Here is a 13,986-nt window from a genome sequence, read left to right on the forward strand (position 1 = left end):
ACCCCCTGGACCCAGTTCCAGGCCGGCCACAGCCCGTTCATCGCCATGTTCTCCCTCGCCGGCCTCGGCGCCGCGGCAACGATCGTGAACCTGGTGGTCCTCAGCTCGGCCATGTCCTCGGCCAACTCCGGCATCTACTCCACCTCCCGCATGGTCTACGGCCTGGCCCAGGAGGGCGACGCCCCGACCGTGTTCGGCCGGCTGTCCCGCCGCAAGGTCCCGCAGAACGCCCTGTTTCTCTCCTGCGTCCTGCTGCTCTCCGGCGTCATCCTGATGTACGCCGGAGAGGACATCGGCAAGGCCTTCGACATGGTCACCACCGTGTCCGCCGTCTGCTTCGTCTTCGTCTGGTCCATCATCCTGGCCAGCTACCTGAAGTTCCGCTCCCGCCGCCCGCACCTCCACGAGGCCTCCAAGTACAAAATGCCCGGCGGCATCCCCATGGTCTGGGTGGTCTTCGCGTTCTTCGGCTTCGTTATCTGGACACTGACCACGCAGCCGGACACCCTCGTGGCGCTCCTGGTCACCCCGGTCTGGTTCATCGTGCTCGGCGCCGCCTGGCTCGTCCTGCGCAAGCGCCCGTCCCACCTGGCCCGCTACGCGACGTTCCAGGACGAGCTCCAGTCGGACAAAAATGCTGCCACGGAGCTCCTCAGCAAAGGTGCGGCGGTCGGACAATGAGGACCGAAACGACCGCATCCAACTGAACGGCATTTGATCGCCCGGAGGCGGTGACCGCGGAGCATGTGCTCATGTAGTATCACTGCTCCTACTACCCCCGGCGCCCCACCCGGCGGGGCCCCTCGTCGAGCTCGGCGTAACCACCAGAAATCTGGTTGGGGCAAGTGTGCCACGACGGCGGCGCAGATCGCCCTTGGCCACGGCCCCGCGGCGGACTGAAAAGAGGACTAAAATAGGAAGTGGCCCCGGGCGTAGGCCTTGCACTCAACCGCATATTTGCGTCCCGCGTGCCTCCGGCCTGTCCCCCATGGTGCCGGAGGCACCTCCGCGGGACGAGCCTGCCGGAGGTGCCTCCGCGGAAAAGTCCGTGCCAAAGGCACCCGCCCGTGAGGAAACCCTTAGACGGTGCGGACGACGTCCTCATAGGCGAATTTCGGCTTGGCCTCGCCCCATGCCTCCACGCCGGGCTGGCCGATGTTGACCACGAGGAAGCTCTTCTGGCTGCCGTCGGCGAAGAACGCGGCATCGATCGCCGGGAAGTCCGCACCCGTCATGGGGCCGGCGGCGAATCCGAGGGAGCGGACGGCGAGGATGAAGTAGCCGGCCTGAAGGTGTGCGTTGTTGTTGCCCGTGGCGGCGGCGAGGTCCGGCGCGGCGTCGTACATGGCCTTGGGGGCGTTGTAGCCGGGAAGGAAGCTGTCCCACTGCTCCTGCCAGGACGTGTCATAGCTGAGGATGGCCACGAGGGGTGCGGACGCCGTCTTGGCGCGGTTGCCGTTGGAGAGGGCGCCCACGAGGGTCGCGCGGGCTTCCTCGGAGCGGACATAGGTGACGCGCAGCGGCTGGGAGTTGAAGGCGGTGGGGCCGAACTTGGTCAGCTCGTAGATGGCACGTGCCTGCTCGTCCGTGACCTCCCCGGTGAAGGCATTGGCAGTGCGGGCTTCGGCAAAGATTGCGTCTACGGCGGCTGCGCCGATTACTGCTTCGTCATGGGCGATTGTCATTCGCATCCCTTTCGCTGGGCCGGCGCACCCGGGTGATGGCTGGCGTTGAGGCTTCCATCATTGCAACCGCCGGACGGCTTGCCCGCTTCCCGCGTCGGCCGGTGACGTTCGGCACAGGGGGCCGGCACAGCGGGGCCGGGCAGGGCAGAACCGCACGGAACGGCCCGGAACGGGCCGCGCGGTAAAGTTGCTCCGGAAGATTCCTTCCGTGCCCCGCCACATTTCAGCCACATTCCCCGAAAGGCCCCCGGCAATGAGCATGCTCGGTACCAAATGGAAGCTCCACGGCAACGGCAGGTCGATCCGCCCCGGCGAGGTCGTCAGGCCGGACGAGCGCCTGGCCTGGCCCCTGACCATCGGCGTCGGGATGCAGCACGTTGTCGCCATGTTCGGCGCCACGTTCCTGGTCCCGATCATCACCGGCATGCCGCCCGCCACCACCCTGTTCTTCTCCGGCATCGGCACCCTGCTGTTCCTGGTCATCACCCGGGGCCGCGTGCCCAGCTACCTGGGCTCCAGCTTCGCCTTCATCGCGCCGATCATGGCGTCCCAGCAGCAGTTCGGCGTTCCCGGCGCGCTGGGCGGCGTGGTGCTGGCCGGCGTCGGGCTGGCCGTGATCGGAGCCGTGGTGCAGAAGTTCGGGGCGGGCTGGATCAACCGGCTGATGCCGCCGATCGTCACCGGCGCGATCGTCGCCCTGATCGGCCTGAACCTGGCCCCGGCGGCGAGGCAGAACTTCGACTCCGCGCCCGTCACCGCCGTGATCACCCTCGCGGTCATCATCCTGGTCAGCGTCTTTTTCCGCGGCATCCTGGGCAGGCTGAGCATCCTCGTCGGCGTCGTGGTGGGCTACCTCGTCGCGATGATGCGCGGCGAAGTCGACTACTCCAAGATGGACGGTGCCGCCTGGATCGGGCTGCCGCACTTCCAGACCCCCGAATTCCACCTCGGCGTTGTCGGGCTCTTCCTGCCCGTGGTGCTGGTGCTGGTCGCCGAGAACATCGGCCACGTGAAGGCCGTGTCCGCCATGACGGGGCAGAACCTCGACGGCGTCTCCGGGCGGGCGCTGATGGCCGACGGCGCGGCGACCGTGCTGGCCGGCCTCGGCGGCGGCTCGGGCACCACCACCTACGCGGAAAACATCGGCGTCATGGCCTCCACGAAGGTGTATTCGACGGCGGCATACTGGGTGGCCGGCATCTTCGCCGTGGTGCTGAGCTTCTCCCCGAAGTTCGGTGAACTCATCGCCACCGTCCCGGCCGGCGTGCTGGGCGGCGCGGCAACCATGCTCTACGGCATGATCGGCGTCCTCGGCGTGAAGATCTGGGTCCAGAACAAGGTGAACTTCTCCAACCCCGTCAACCTGACCACGGCCGCCGTCGCCCTGATTATCGGCATCGCGGACTACACCTGGACCGTCGGCGACCTGAAGTTCACCGGCATCGCGCTGGGTTCCGCCGCGGCCTTGGTGATCTATCACGGCATGAAGGCCATCGCCAAGGCCCGCGGCACCGTGGCCGAGCCTGAGACGGAGTCGGCCGCGGCACTACAGAGCCTGCCGCCGGCGGTCAGGGCCGCCGCGAGCGCCGCAGCCAAGCGCGCCGGCAGGAAGCGCCGCTAGCCTTTCACCGGGGCGAGCCGAAGGCCGGCATCCTGCCACCGTCCGGTGGCCGGATGCCGGCCTTTTGTCGTGGCATCCAGGGCGCGGCCGGCGGAGGTTAATCGGTGTCGGGTTCCTCGGTGTTGGCGGCGTCCATCTCCGCATCGGCGGACGGCACCGCGGCGTCGCCGCCCTCGGCCGCCGCTTCGCTGCCCGGTTCGAAGCCGGGGTCCGTGCTCTCCTTTTCTGCCTTCATCTGGTCCTCCGTCCCGCCCAGGCGTCCCGCTCCGGGCTCTCCCGCACTGTCTTGGTCTTCGGCTCCGAACTGGCTGAGGTCCGGCACCCCGGCCGGGGATGGCTCGCCGTCGGTGCTGTCCTGGCTCAGTCCTGCCTCGTCGAACGCCTCCTCCTCCCGTGGCTGGGCGAACTTCTTCGTGTCACCGCCGGGCATTTCCTGCTCCACGGTCGGCGATCCGTAGCCGCCGGCTTCCTCGGCGGGGTTTCCGTGCTGCTGCTCCTGGCTCATGTCATTCCTCCTGCTTGTTGGAAAGCTGCTGCTGGAAAGCTGTTGCCGGGAAATCTGATGGCAAGGCGCTCAGAGGCCACCGCCCTGCCGATCCCCGAGTCTCCGCCGGTAATCAGCGCGGCCTTTCCTTCGAGGGCGCCGCTCCCCGGGAGCATTCCTCGCCGGGTCCGCGGTGCGGCGGTCCCATTGAATTGCCCAGCAACGTAAACAATTCCAGCCTACCCGGAAAATACTCAGCAGCCTTAGTACCGTCTTGAATTTGGTAACTCCCGAGCATAGGTTGAGTCCTGACGGCCGGGTCGCGGCCGCGTCCACGAGCGGGGAGGCGCACCGATGTCCGATCCGGAAATTTCGCCCGACCCCGGCCGGAATGAGAGTGCGGACCAGCGCCTGGACCGGAACTGGATGGAACTGATCCAGGAGCTCCGCGTCCTCCAGACCGGCGTCCAGATCCTCGCCGGCTTCCTCTTGACGTTGCCGTTCCAGGCCCGGTTCCCGAGCCTCGACGCTTTCCAGAAGGGCCTCTACCTCACGGATGTTTCGCTGGCCGCCCTGACCACCGCCCTGATCCTGCTTCCGGTGAGCGTGCACCGCCGGCTGTTCCGCCAGCACCTGAAAGCCACCCTCGTGGCAAGCGCGGACAACATCACGAAGGTCGCACTGGGTGGCGTCGGGCTGCTCAGCGTGGGCTCGGCGTCGCTGGTCTTCGATGTCACGGCCGGACGCGCCGCCGGCCTGACGGCGGGCGGCGTGTTGCTGGCCCTGCTGCTGGTCCTGCTGGTTTACGTTCCGGCCCGGCTCAACCGTGAAGCGGCCAAGCTGGCGGGCGCCGGAATCAGTCCGACCTGACCGGGCCGGAATCCACCATCCCCAACAAGAAACAGGTGCAACCATGCGTCAATGGGTTAAGGAACACGGGCTGCTGCTCGCCAACGCCGGGCTCTTCCTCGCCTTCTTCGGCGGAATGGTCCTCAGCGGCGCGAGCAGCTACAGCGAGGACCAGATGGCGCACGGGCAACCCGCCGTCAGCGTGGCCGAATACCTTGCCACCGGGGATTTCGTCGAGGCGACGTTTGAGAACTGGGAATCGGAATTCCTGCAGATGGGCATGTACGTCCTCCTGACGGTCTTCCTTTTCCAGAAAGGATCCTCGGAGTCCAAGCCGATGGGCAAGGAAGCCCCCCAGGACCAGGACCCGCGGAACGCCAGGCTCAAGACCGCCACCCCGTGGCCGGTGCGGCGCGGCGGGTGGGTGCTGAAGCTCTACGAACACTCCCTGTCCATCATGTTCCTGCTCCTCTTCCTCGCCTCCTTCGTCCTGCACGGGATCGGGGGCAGCGCGGCCTACAACGACGGGCAGCAGAGCCACGGACAGCCGACGGTGAGTGCCCTGGGGTACTTCGCGACAAGCCGTTTCTGGTTCGAATCGTTCCAGAACTGGCAAAGCGAATTCCTGGCCGTTGCCGTCCTCGTCGGCGCCTCGGTCTACCTGCGCGAAAAGGGCTCCCCCGAGTCCAAACCCGTGGCCGAGCCCCACTACGAGACCGGCACCTGAACGCTCAGGCGCCTTCCAGCACCTGGCTGGTCGCCCAGGCGAGGTACTTCGCGGCGTTCGCGACGGCGTCGGCCGGGCTCCCGGCGAGGTCCAGCAGCTGCGCGGCGGCCACCACGCCGTGCCGGGCGAGGTCCTCCGGGGTGACCCGGATGCGGCCGGCCACCACGATCACCGGGATGCCGAGGTCCCGGGCGGCGTCGGCGAGCGCAATCGGCGCCTTGCCGGTGAGCGACTGCGAATCCAGCGACCCCTCACCGGTGATGACGAGGTCCGCCTCGGCGAGCCTGGCGGCGAGGCCGGTGAGTCCGGCCACCAGCTCGAAGCCGCCCTCCAGGGCGGCGTTGCTGAAGGCGAGGAACGACGCCGGGAATCCGCCCGCCGCGCCTGCGCCGGGTACGTTGACGTCCCGGCCGGTGGCCTGGCGCAGCACCGAGGCCCAGTTCCGCAGCCCGGCGTCGAGCAGCTCCACGGCGTCGTCGTCGGCGCCCTTCTGCGGGCTGAAGACGTGCGCCGCCCCGTCGCTGCCGAACAGGGTGTTCTGCACGTCGACGGCGATCCGGAACTTGACCGCGGACAGCCGGGGATCGAGTCCGCTGAGGTCCACGGAGGCGACATCTGCCAGCGAGCCGCCGCCCAGGGGCACGACGTTGCCGGCGGCGTCCAGCGGTTTGAGCCCCAGCGCGCGGAGGGCGCCGCTGCCGCCGTCGGTCATGGCCGAGCCGCCCAGGCCCAGCACGATCTCCGTGGCGCCGGCATCCAGGGCAGCGGCGATCAGCTGGCCGCAGCCGTAGCTGTGGGCGCGCAGCGCGTTGGCCGGGGTGGGTTCCATGTGCGCCAGGCCGGACGCCTGCGCGGTTTCGATGACGGCGGTGGCGCCGCCGAACGCGTCCTTGCGGATGGCCCAGGCCGCGCCGACCGGCGCCAGGATCGGGCCGACGACGGCGTTGAGCCGCTCCTCGTACCCGGCGGCGACGGCTGCCTCCAGCGTTCCTTCGCCGCCGTCGGCGACCGGGAACTGGACGGCCTCGGCGTCGGGGTAGACGCGGAGGGCGCCTTCGGCGATGGCGGCGGCGGCTTCGGCGGCGGTGAGCGAGCCCTTGAACTTGTCCGGGGCGATGAGGATGCGCATGGCTCTATCCTGCCAGCCCGGCTGCGGGTCCGGTGCCGGCGGCCGGCTGGGAGGTCCGGGCTGCTTCGTCCGCGAACTCATCGAGGCGCGGGCGTCAGCGCCGCCACTCGCCGCGTTCCTGCAGCACCGCTTTGAGCAGGTCGGCACGGTCCGTGACGATCCCGTCCACGCCGAGGGCCAGCAGCCGGTGCATTTCGGCCTGCTCGTTGATGGTCCAGACGTGCACCTGAAGTCCGTGGCGGTGGGCGCGCCGCACAAAGCCGGGCGTCACTACCGGCACGCCGCCATAGCGGACCGGGACCTGCAGGGCGTGGACGCCGCGGAGCGCCCGCCCCGCCACGAGCCGCAGGAGGGGGGCCGGCAGTACGGGACCCAGCAGGACGAACAGGGCGTTGGAGACGACGCCGGCCGAGCCCGCGGCGGGCCGGCTCAACTGCTTCAGCACCGCGCGGCGCCGGCGGTCCGAGAAGCTGGCAATCAGCACCCGGTCATGGAGCCCGTACCGCTCGATCGCGGCGGCCAGGGGGTCCACCGAGTTCCAGTCCTTGACGTCCAGGTTGAGCCGGACCTCCGGGAAGGCGGCGACGAGCTCCTCGAACAGCGGGACCGGCTCCACACCGCCGATCCTCGCCCGGGCGACGGTCGCCGCGGGGAGCTCCGAGACCCGGCCGTGTCCGTCCGTGACCCGGTCCAGGGTTTCGTCGTGGAACAGCAGCAGCACGCCGTCGGCCGTGGTGTGGACGTCCGTCTCCAGGTGCCGGAACCCGAGGGCGACGGCGGCGCGGAACGCGGCCATCGAGTTTTCGAGGCCGTCCCGGGAGAAGCCGCGGTGGGCCATCGCGAGGGGCGCCGCGGCAGGCGCACGGCCCTCATCATTCAGGCCGCCGACGGCGGCGTCGTCGAGGCTGCCGCCGTCGGCAAAGAAAGGGTGCGGATCGTTCACACCTGAAGCGTACCGGCTGCGGAGGGCGCGGGAGCCTGGGCCGTGGGAGAGGTGCCGGTGCAATCTGGCGGGGCGGCGGCAATCTGCCGGGGCATCAGAACATCCGGCTCCACCGATGGGATGAATCTTCTGGCTTTCAGGTGGAACAGTCTCCGGCTGTGCCCAAATGGGCCGGCCGGGTGCCCGGCGGCGTATAGCGTGGCGGTCATGGAACAGACTCTGCAACGCCTGCGGCACTGGGGTTCCCCCTCGGCGGCCATCATCTTCTTCGTTCTTTGGTCGGGCCGTCATTGGGGCCTATATGGTTCTTTTCTGGCCGAGCAGGGCCGCCTTCCGGCCATCGTTCTGGTCTCCGTGGCGATCGCCCTGGCGGGCCGGTGGGCCGCGGCGTCCCTGGGTGTGACAGCCCTTCTCCTCGTCCTTCAACTGCTTCATGTGCTCGAGCCGATGATCGCAACGCCGTGGCAGCTCTACATCGGGGCGTTCGTCGCGTTGGCCTTCATGCTCTGGTTGGCGCCGCCCCGGATGAGAATTGTCGCCGGCGCCGCCACCGCGGCCCTGGCCGGGGTCATGGCCTTCATCATGCTGGGGCGCGGCTACGGAATGGGGGCCTACTGGGCCTCCGCCCTGGTGATCGCGAACGGCACCCGGACGACGATGATCGGGCTGTGGTGGCAGTGCTGGGCAGTTCTGCTCCTCATCGCCGCCGGCTGCGCCGCCGCGGGGGTGCTCCTGCGTCTCTATGAGGAGCGCGGCACACTGTTTCGCGCCCGCGACGATGCCCGGGCCAGCCTGAAGGAGACCGAGGTCGAACTGATCGTGGAGCAGGAGCGCACCCGCATCACCCGGGACCTCCATGACGTCCTGGCACACTCACTCGCCGTCATCGCGGCCCAGGCCGACGGCGCCCGCTACCTGGGCCACGGCCAGCCCCAGGCCGTATTGAATGCCCTCGAAACCATCGCCGGCTCGGCCCGCCGCGCCCTCGTGGACGCCCAGCGCGTCATCGAGAACGTCCGGGACGACGGCACCGCATCCCCGCAACCCCTGCTGCGGGACATCGGCCCGTTGGTCGAACAGATGCGCGGCAGCCTCAAAATCCAGCAAAGCTCAACCGGGAAGCCAGTGGAGCTCGGCGCCGGCCAACAACTGGCAGTGTTCCGGATAATCCAGGAATGCCTGACCAACGCGCTTAAACACGGCGGCCGCGGCACCGCTGTCCGTGTCCACTCGGACTGGTCCGGCCCCGGCCTGACACTGCATGCGGCCTCGACCCTCCGGCCCTTGACCGCAGCCCAGGGCCACGCCGACGGCGCCAACGCCGGACGGGTGGGCCGCGGCATCCCGGGCATGCGGGAGCGGGCCCATCTGGCAGGCGGCTGGCTGACCGCAGGATCGGACGGCGAGGACTTCCGCGTCACGGCCTTCATCCCCTATGGCATCGGCCGGGCGGACACTGCTCCCGCTCTGGCGGAGGCGGCCGGGGCCGACGGGGCAGCCCGTGCGCTCGAGCGGGCGTCGCCGCCGTCGGCCGGGGCGTCGCCGTCGTTGGCCGGGGAACCCGGGGGAATGAAGGCCGACGCCCGTGGCTGATCCGGCCCGCATCTCGGTTGCGCTCGTCGATGACCAGCCGTTGTTCCGCACAGGCATCCGCATGCTGGTGGAGAGCCAGACGGACCTGGAGCTGGTGGGTGAGGCCGGTGACGGGGAACAGGCCGTGGCCCTCGCCGCCGGCCTCCGTCCGGATGTGATCCTGATGGACCTGCGGATGCCGGTGCTGGACGGCGTCGAGGCGACCCGGCGGATCATGGCGGACGCGGACGCCGCGGGAACGGACAAGCCCAAGATCATCGCCCTGACCACCTTCAACCGGGACAAGGCGGTGATCGACGCCGTGCAGGCCGGCGCTTCGGGCTACCTGCTCAAGAGCGCCGAACCGGAGTTCCTCCTGGCCGCCATCCGCACCGTGCATTCGGGATACTCGGTCATAGCCCCCGGCTCGGTCCACGAACTTTTCCAGCACGCGGCCCGGACCGTATCACCGGCGGCACCGGACCTGTCCGTGCTTGAGGAACTGTCCCCGCGCGAGCGGGACGTGTTCCTGCTGGCCGCCAAGGGCCTGGCGAACGCGGACATCGCCGGGAGCCTGTTCGTGGCCGAGGCCACGGTCAAGACCCACATACGCTCCACGCTGGCGAAACTTGGCCTGCGGACTCGGCTGCAGCTCGTGTCCTTCGCCTACGAGCACAGGCTGCTCTGAGCGGGGGCCGGCAGCCCAGGCGCCACCATCCACGCCGTCCGGCCCGGTCCTGCCGGGACCCGCGGTCAGGGAAGCCGGAGGCCCAGGCCGGCGAGCTTGGCCTCGAGGACCTGGGCCACGCCGTCGTCGTCGAAATGCGGGGCCTGCTGGCCGGCGGCGCGGATCGCCTCCGGGTGGCCACTGGCCATCGCGTAGCCGCCGCCGGCCCAGCGCAGCATCTCGATGTCGTTGGGCATGTCCCCGAAGGCCAATACGTCCTGCGCCTCGATGCCCAGCGATGCGGCATAGGCGGCGAGGGTGACGGCTTTGTTCACGCCGGGGAGGGAGAGTTCCAGGAGCGCCATGGCGGGCGCCGAGTGGGTGGCCGCCGCCAGGTGCGCGACGGCGGGCGTCACCTCGGCCAGGAATTCATCGGCGGTCCCGTCGCGGACGACGGCCAGGAACTTCACCACGGAATCCGCCGCGGTGAGCGTGGTGTGCAGCGCGGCCGGCGTGTACTCGGTGAGCAGCCGGCTGGAGCCGTCCTCGATGAACCCCGGTTCCAGATGGAAACCGGTCAGGGTTTCGGCGGCGAACAGTGCCGCGGGGCGGAGCCGCCGGATGATGCGGCGGGCCTCGAAGACGGCGTCGAGCTCCAGGGCCCGGGCCGAGACCAGGCGGTCCGCCTCGAGGTCCCACACCACGGCGCCGTTGGAGCAGATGACTGTTCCGGTGTGTCCCAGCTGCTCGCGCAGGGGGTGCAGCCAGCGCGGCGGGCGCCCGGTCACGAAGACCAGTTCGACGCCGGCGTCGCGGCAGGCGTGGAACGCGCGGACTGTGCGGTCGCTGATCCTGCCGTCGTGGCCGAGGATCGTTCCGTCAATGTCACTTGCTACCAGCCGCATACTGCCAGTCTACGTTGAGGCCGGGCGGCTGCCGGGGCGCCGGTGGGGGACGTAGGCCTGCCTGAGCCGAAGTCGCGGGCCGCGAAAGCGCCGGAAGCGTGCCGACGTCGCCGGAAATTTAGGGCGAGTCCGCAGGCTTCCGGCGATTTCGGCGCCGCGGCCAGGCCGCAGCCAGCCCGGGACCCGGCCGGATCCGTCCCTAATGCCGCTCGAAGATGCCGGTCAGGGTTCCCCGGCCCAGGATGTGCGGGGCCAGCTTCGCTTCCAGCTTGGCCGGGGAGGAGCCCGCGTCCAGCCCCGACTGCTCCACATCCAGGGCGTAAACGGTGAGGATGTAGCGGTGCGGCCCGTGGCCCGGCGGCGGCGCGGCACCCAGGTAGCCGCGGAAGCCGGCGTCGTTCTTCAGCTGCAGGGCGCCGGGGGGAAGCCGCCGGTTGTCCTCGGCGCCCGCACCGGCCGGCAGCGAGGTGACGCCGCCGGGGAGGTCCAGCACGGCCCAGTGCCAGAATCCGCCGTGCCCGGGAGCGTCGGGGTCGAACATGGTCACGGCGTAGCTCCTGGTGCCGGCCGGGGCCCCGCTCCAGCCCAGCTGCGGGGATTCGTCCTGGCCGCCGGCACGCATCTTCCCGCTCCGCTGGGCCGGCGGGAGGGTCTGGCCTTCCTTGAACGACTCGCTGCTGACGTGGAGGGCGGGAATATCGTGGCGTGTCATGGCTGCCTTTCAGTTGCTGTTGAGGTCGGCGATTGCGGCGCCGGCGGCACTGTCTGTATGGGCGCTGTCGGAATCCGCGGCCCCCTGCTCCATCCGGTTCAATTCCGCCCGGGTGGGCGGGTTCGCGCCGGCGCGGGACACTGTCACGGCGGCGGCGAAGGCGGCGCGGGCCAGGAGTTGGCGGAGCGAGCCGGCCGAGAGTTCGCGGAGGTCCCCGCGGTTCTGCGCCCCGTCCAGGCCCAGGTCCACCACGACGGAGAGCAGCGCGGCCATGAAGGAGTCCCCGGCCCCGACGGTGTCCGCCACCTTCACCCCAGGGGCGGGAAAGTGCGTTTCGCCGGCGGCGTTGATGCCCCAGGGCCCCTCGGCGCCGCGGGTCACCACCACCATCGCGGGACCTTCCGTGCCGCCCAGTGACAGCCAGCGCCGCGCCGCGTCGAGCGGATCCACGCCGGGGTACAGCCATTCAAGGTCTTCGTCGGAGGCCTTGACGATGTCCGCCAGGACGACGAACTTCTCCGCCTGCCCGCGCGCGTAGTCCGCGTCGGTGATGATGCTCGGCCGGCAGTTGGGATCGAAGCTGACCGTCGTTGACGGATGGGCATGCTCGACGGCGGCCAGCACCGCGGCGGCGCCCGGCGCCAGCATGGTGGCGATCGAGCCGGTGTGCAGCAGGGTGGTGCCCTGCAGCAGGAACGGCAAACGCTCGGCGAGCCCGGGCATCTCCCAGGCGAGGTCGAAGGTGTAGCTGGCGGCGCCGTCGTCGTCGATCACTGCGGTGGCCACGCTGGTGGGCAGGCCGTCCGGGGCCAGCGGCAGCAGCACGGAACTGGACCGGAGGTGGGCGGCGACCGAGTCGCCGTAGGGGTCCCGCCCGTAGCGGCCGATGAACTGCACGGGGTGGCCCAGCCGCGCCAGGCCGACCGCGACGTTCAGAGGGCTGCCGCCGACGTGGGCCTGGACACCGGAGGGGCGCCGGACAACATCAACGAGTCCTTCGCCAATAACTGTGAGCATGCTCATACTCTGCCAGAGAACGCAGCCCGGCGCCGCTGTGTACCGGAGTCTGTGGTGCCGGGCCTGTGCTCCGCTCAGCCGGGAACTGTGCGGGACATGTCCAGCCGTATCCCGGCGGCCCGGGCGTCGCCGAACCGGGCATCGATGTGGACCACGTCCCTGCCGGCGCGCTGCAGGAGGCTGGCGGCGATCCCGGCCCGGTAGCCGGAGCCGCAGTGGACCCAGAGTTTTCCGGCCGGCACGTCCGCCAGGCGCGGCAACAGTTCATGCAGCGGGACGTTCACGGCGCCGGCCACCCGCGACCTGGCGTATTCGTCAGCGCGCCGCACGTCCAGGACCGTGTCCCCGGCGGCCCGGCCATCGAGCACCCCGTCCCAGCCCACGCGGGGATAGGAGGCCAGGGCCGCGTCCGGGGCCAGCGTGAGGGGGTCCGTGCCGACGGCGGCGTCCGGGGATTCGATGCCGAGGCGGGTGAGGTCGCGGATCGCGTGTTCGACGTCCCCGTGCGAGCCGACGAGGGTGAACTGCCCGCCCCAGGGCATCACCCAGCCCAGGTAGGTGCTGAAGCTGTTCCCGTATTCGAAGCTCACGGCGCCGCGGAAGTGGTTGCTGGCGAACGCCACGCGGTGCCGCAGGTCCACCACCCACTCCCCCTCGTCCAGGCGCCGGGCGAGCTCGCCGGCGTCGAGCGACTCCGGCACGGCCAGCTGCGCCGGGCCCGGGCCCCGGGCGTTGGCTGCGCCCATGTGCGCGTAGTAGGAGGGGTAGGCCGTGAGGTTGCCGATGAGCTCGCGGACGAAGTGCTCCTCGTCCGGGTCCGTCAGGGCATGGTTGGCGGTCAACTGTTCGCCGATTGTCGAGGACCCCGCGCCCGACGCCGGGCCGGACGAGCAGAACGAGCCGAACCCGTGGGTCGGGAACAGTGCGGCGTCGGGCCCGGCCTCGGCGGCGAGGCGCCGTACCGAGGCGTACTGGTCGTGGGTGAGGCCGACCGTGTCCGCTTCGGCGACGAGGTCCGTGCGGCCGACGGAGCCGTAGAGCAGGCTTCCGCCGGAGAAGACGGCCTGCCTCCCGCCGTCGTCGACGACGAAGGAAAGGTGTGTGTGGGTGTGGCCGGGCGTGGCGACGGCCTTGACCGTCAGCGAACCCACCTTCAGGGTCTGGCCGCCGGTGATGGGCACCCGCTCGAACGCCACGGGATCCGCGGCGTTGACGAGGTAGCTGGCGCGGTGGGCGCGTGCCAGTTCCAGGCCGCCGCTGAGGTAGTCATTGTGTACGTGGGTTTCCGCCACGTGCGTGATGACGACGCCGGCCGCCTTGGCGGCCGCCTCGACGCGGTCCGTGTCCCGCTGCGGGTCGATGACCAGCGCCACCGATCCGTCATGGACCAGGTAGCTCCGGTCCCCCAGCTGCGGGGTCTCGATGACAATGACCTCCATGGTTCCCATCATGACCCTTGTGGGTGTGAAATCAAGCCGGCGGGCGGGGCTCCTTGGCCCGGGGTTGTCATCAATGTTGGGTTGAGAGGTGTGTTTAAGAGACGAAAAGGTGCTCTGAGGCGAATTCCAGGGGTCGATGCAACACCTGAGGTCAGCTGGCTATCAGTAAAGCACGAAGTGACTCGGCCGGAGTATTCCAGCCGAGTGTTTTGCGGGGGCGGGCGTTGAGTTCCTGG

General features: G+C 69.9%; 14 protein-coding genes. 6 read left to right on the plus strand and 8 right to left on the minus strand.

Features of this window, described 5'->3' with window-relative positions:
* A partial coding sequence (locus tag J9611_RS20010) for an amino acid permease (protein ID WP_211882831.1) occupies positions 1 to 681 on the plus strand: 681 nt, incomplete at its 5' end.
* A gap of 398 nt (positions 682 to 1,079) precedes the next feature.
* Here the strand turns inward: J9611_RS20010 and J9611_RS20015 are convergent.
* Positions 1,080 to 1,685: a malonic semialdehyde reductase gene (locus tag J9611_RS20015; protein ID WP_211882833.1), complete on the minus strand. Its 606-nt coding sequence runs from the start codon at positions 1,683 to 1,685 to the stop codon at positions 1,080 to 1,082.
* Between the two features lie 253 nt (positions 1,686 to 1,938).
* On the opposite strand from J9611_RS20015, the gene J9611_RS20020 reads away from it, so the two are divergent.
* Positions 1,939 to 3,306, plus strand: a complete 1,368-nt coding sequence (locus J9611_RS20020) for a uracil-xanthine permease family protein (protein WP_211882835.1) — start codon at positions 1,939 to 1,941, stop codon at positions 3,304 to 3,306.
* Between the two features lie 97 nt (positions 3,307 to 3,403).
* On the opposite strand, the gene J9611_RS20025 is transcribed toward J9611_RS20020, so the two are convergent.
* Positions 3,404 to 3,811: a hypothetical protein gene (locus tag J9611_RS20025; protein ID WP_246528096.1), complete on the minus strand. Its 408-nt coding sequence runs from the start codon at positions 3,809 to 3,811 to the stop codon at positions 3,404 to 3,406.
* Positions 3,812 to 4,144: 333 nt separating this feature from the next.
* Here J9611_RS20025 and J9611_RS20030 point away from each other — a divergent pair, with 333 nt between their 5' ends.
* A complete protein-coding gene (locus tag J9611_RS20030) occupies positions 4,145 to 4,660 on the plus strand; it encodes a DUF6328 family protein (protein WP_211882836.1) in 516 nt (171 codons plus the stop codon).
* 43 nt (positions 4,661 to 4,703) lie between these two features.
* Complete coding sequence (locus tag J9611_RS20035) at positions 4,704 to 5,366, plus strand: DUF6766 family protein (RefSeq protein WP_211882838.1); 663 nt, start codon at positions 4,704 to 4,706, stop codon at positions 5,364 to 5,366.
* Positions 5,367 to 5,370: 4 nt separating this feature from the next.
* Here J9611_RS20035 and J9611_RS20040 read toward each other — a convergent pair whose 3' ends face one another.
* A complete protein-coding gene (locus tag J9611_RS20040) occupies positions 5,371 to 6,495 on the minus strand; it encodes a glycerate kinase (protein WP_211882840.1) in 1,125 nt (374 codons plus the stop codon).
* 94 nt (positions 6,496 to 6,589) lie between these two features.
* On the minus strand, positions 6,590 to 7,438 hold the full coding sequence (locus J9611_RS20045) for a glycerophosphodiester phosphodiesterase family protein (protein WP_372447824.1): 849 nt from the start codon (positions 7,436 to 7,438) through the stop codon (positions 6,590 to 6,592).
* 207 nt (positions 7,439 to 7,645) lie between these two features.
* Between J9611_RS20045 and J9611_RS20050 the strand changes: the two genes are divergently transcribed.
* Both J9611_RS20050 and J9611_RS20055 read left to right on the plus strand, forming a co-directional pair.
* A complete protein-coding gene (locus J9611_RS20050) occupies positions 7,646 to 9,031 on the plus strand; it encodes a sensor histidine kinase (RefSeq protein ID WP_211882842.1) in 1,386 nt (461 codons plus the stop codon).
* Positions 9,024 to 9,698: a response regulator gene (locus J9611_RS20055; RefSeq protein WP_211882844.1), complete on the plus strand. Its 675-nt coding sequence runs from the start codon at positions 9,024 to 9,026 to the stop codon at positions 9,696 to 9,698. The genes J9611_RS20050 and J9611_RS20055 overlap by 8 nt, the downstream gene beginning before the upstream one ends.
* Positions 9,699 to 9,763: 65 nt before the next feature.
* Here the strand turns inward: J9611_RS20055 and J9611_RS20060 are convergent, their stop codons facing one another.
* The 4 genes from J9611_RS20060 to J9611_RS20075 form a co-directional block, all read right to left on the minus strand.
* A complete protein-coding gene (locus J9611_RS20060; RefSeq protein ID WP_211882846.1) occupies positions 9,764 to 10,582 on the minus strand; it encodes an HAD family hydrolase in 819 nt (272 codons plus the stop codon).
* A 199-nt stretch (positions 10,583 to 10,781) separates the two neighbouring features.
* A complete protein-coding gene (locus J9611_RS20065) occupies positions 10,782 to 11,294 on the minus strand; it encodes a YbhB/YbcL family Raf kinase inhibitor-like protein (RefSeq protein ID WP_211882848.1) in 513 nt (170 codons plus the stop codon).
* A 9-nt stretch (positions 11,295 to 11,303) separates the two neighbouring features.
* Positions 11,304 to 12,311 (minus strand): carbohydrate kinase family protein, encoded by a 1,008-nt coding sequence (locus J9611_RS20070; RefSeq protein ID WP_211882850.1) that lies wholly within the window; start codon positions 12,309 to 12,311, stop codon positions 11,304 to 11,306.
* A gap of 74 nt (positions 12,312 to 12,385) precedes the next feature.
* Entirely contained in the window at positions 12,386 to 13,750 is a 1,365-nt protein-coding gene (locus J9611_RS20075) for an MBL fold metallo-hydrolase (RefSeq protein WP_211882853.1), read from the minus strand.
* Positions 13,751 to 13,986: the final 236 nt, after the last annotated feature.

Origin of the sequence: Pseudarthrobacter albicanus, assembly GCF_018224015.1 — a bacterium.
Classification (GTDB): Bacteria; Actinomycetota; Actinomycetes; order Actinomycetales; family Micrococcaceae; genus Arthrobacter; species Arthrobacter albicanus.

What these genes read in the sequence shown, in the direction of transcription:
- J9611_RS20015 (WP_211882833.1), bottom strand. Translation starts at nt 1,685, where the DNA reads ATGACAATCGCCCATGACGAAGCAGTAATCGGCGCAGCCGCCGTAGAC.
- J9611_RS20020 (WP_211882835.1), top strand. Translation starts at nt 1,939, where the DNA reads ATGAGCATGCTCGGTACCAAATGGAAGCTCCACGGCAACGGCAGGTCG.
- J9611_RS20025 (WP_246528096.1), bottom strand. Translation starts at nt 3,811, where the DNA reads ATGAGCCAGGAGCAGCAGCACGGAAACCCCGCCGAGGAAGCCGGCGGC.
- J9611_RS20030 (WP_211882836.1), top strand. Translation starts at nt 4,145, where the DNA reads ATGTCCGATCCGGAAATTTCGCCCGACCCCGGCCGGAATGAGAGTGCG.
- J9611_RS20035 (WP_211882838.1), top strand. Translation starts at nt 4,704, where the DNA reads ATGCGTCAATGGGTTAAGGAACACGGGCTGCTGCTCGCCAACGCCGGG.
- J9611_RS20040 (WP_211882840.1), bottom strand. Translation starts at nt 6,495, where the DNA reads ATGCGCATCCTCATCGCCCCGGACAAGTTCAAGGGCTCGCTCACCGCC.
- J9611_RS20050 (WP_211882842.1), top strand. Translation starts at nt 7,646, where the DNA reads ATGGAACAGACTCTGCAACGCCTGCGGCACTGGGGTTCCCCCTCGGCG.
- J9611_RS20060 (WP_211882846.1), bottom strand. Translation starts at nt 10,582, where the DNA reads ATGCGGCTGGTAGCAAGTGACATTGACGGAACGATCCTCGGCCACGAC.
- J9611_RS20065 (WP_211882848.1), bottom strand. Translation starts at nt 11,294, where the DNA reads ATGACACGCCACGATATTCCCGCCCTCCACGTCAGCAGCGAGTCGTTC.
- J9611_RS20070 (WP_211882850.1), bottom strand. Translation starts at nt 12,311, where the DNA reads ATGCTCACAGTTATTGGCGAAGGACTCGTTGATGTTGTCCGGCGCCCC.
- J9611_RS20075 (WP_211882853.1), bottom strand. Translation starts at nt 13,750, where the DNA reads ATGGAGGTCATTGTCATCGAGACCCCGCAGCTGGGGGACCGGAGCTAC.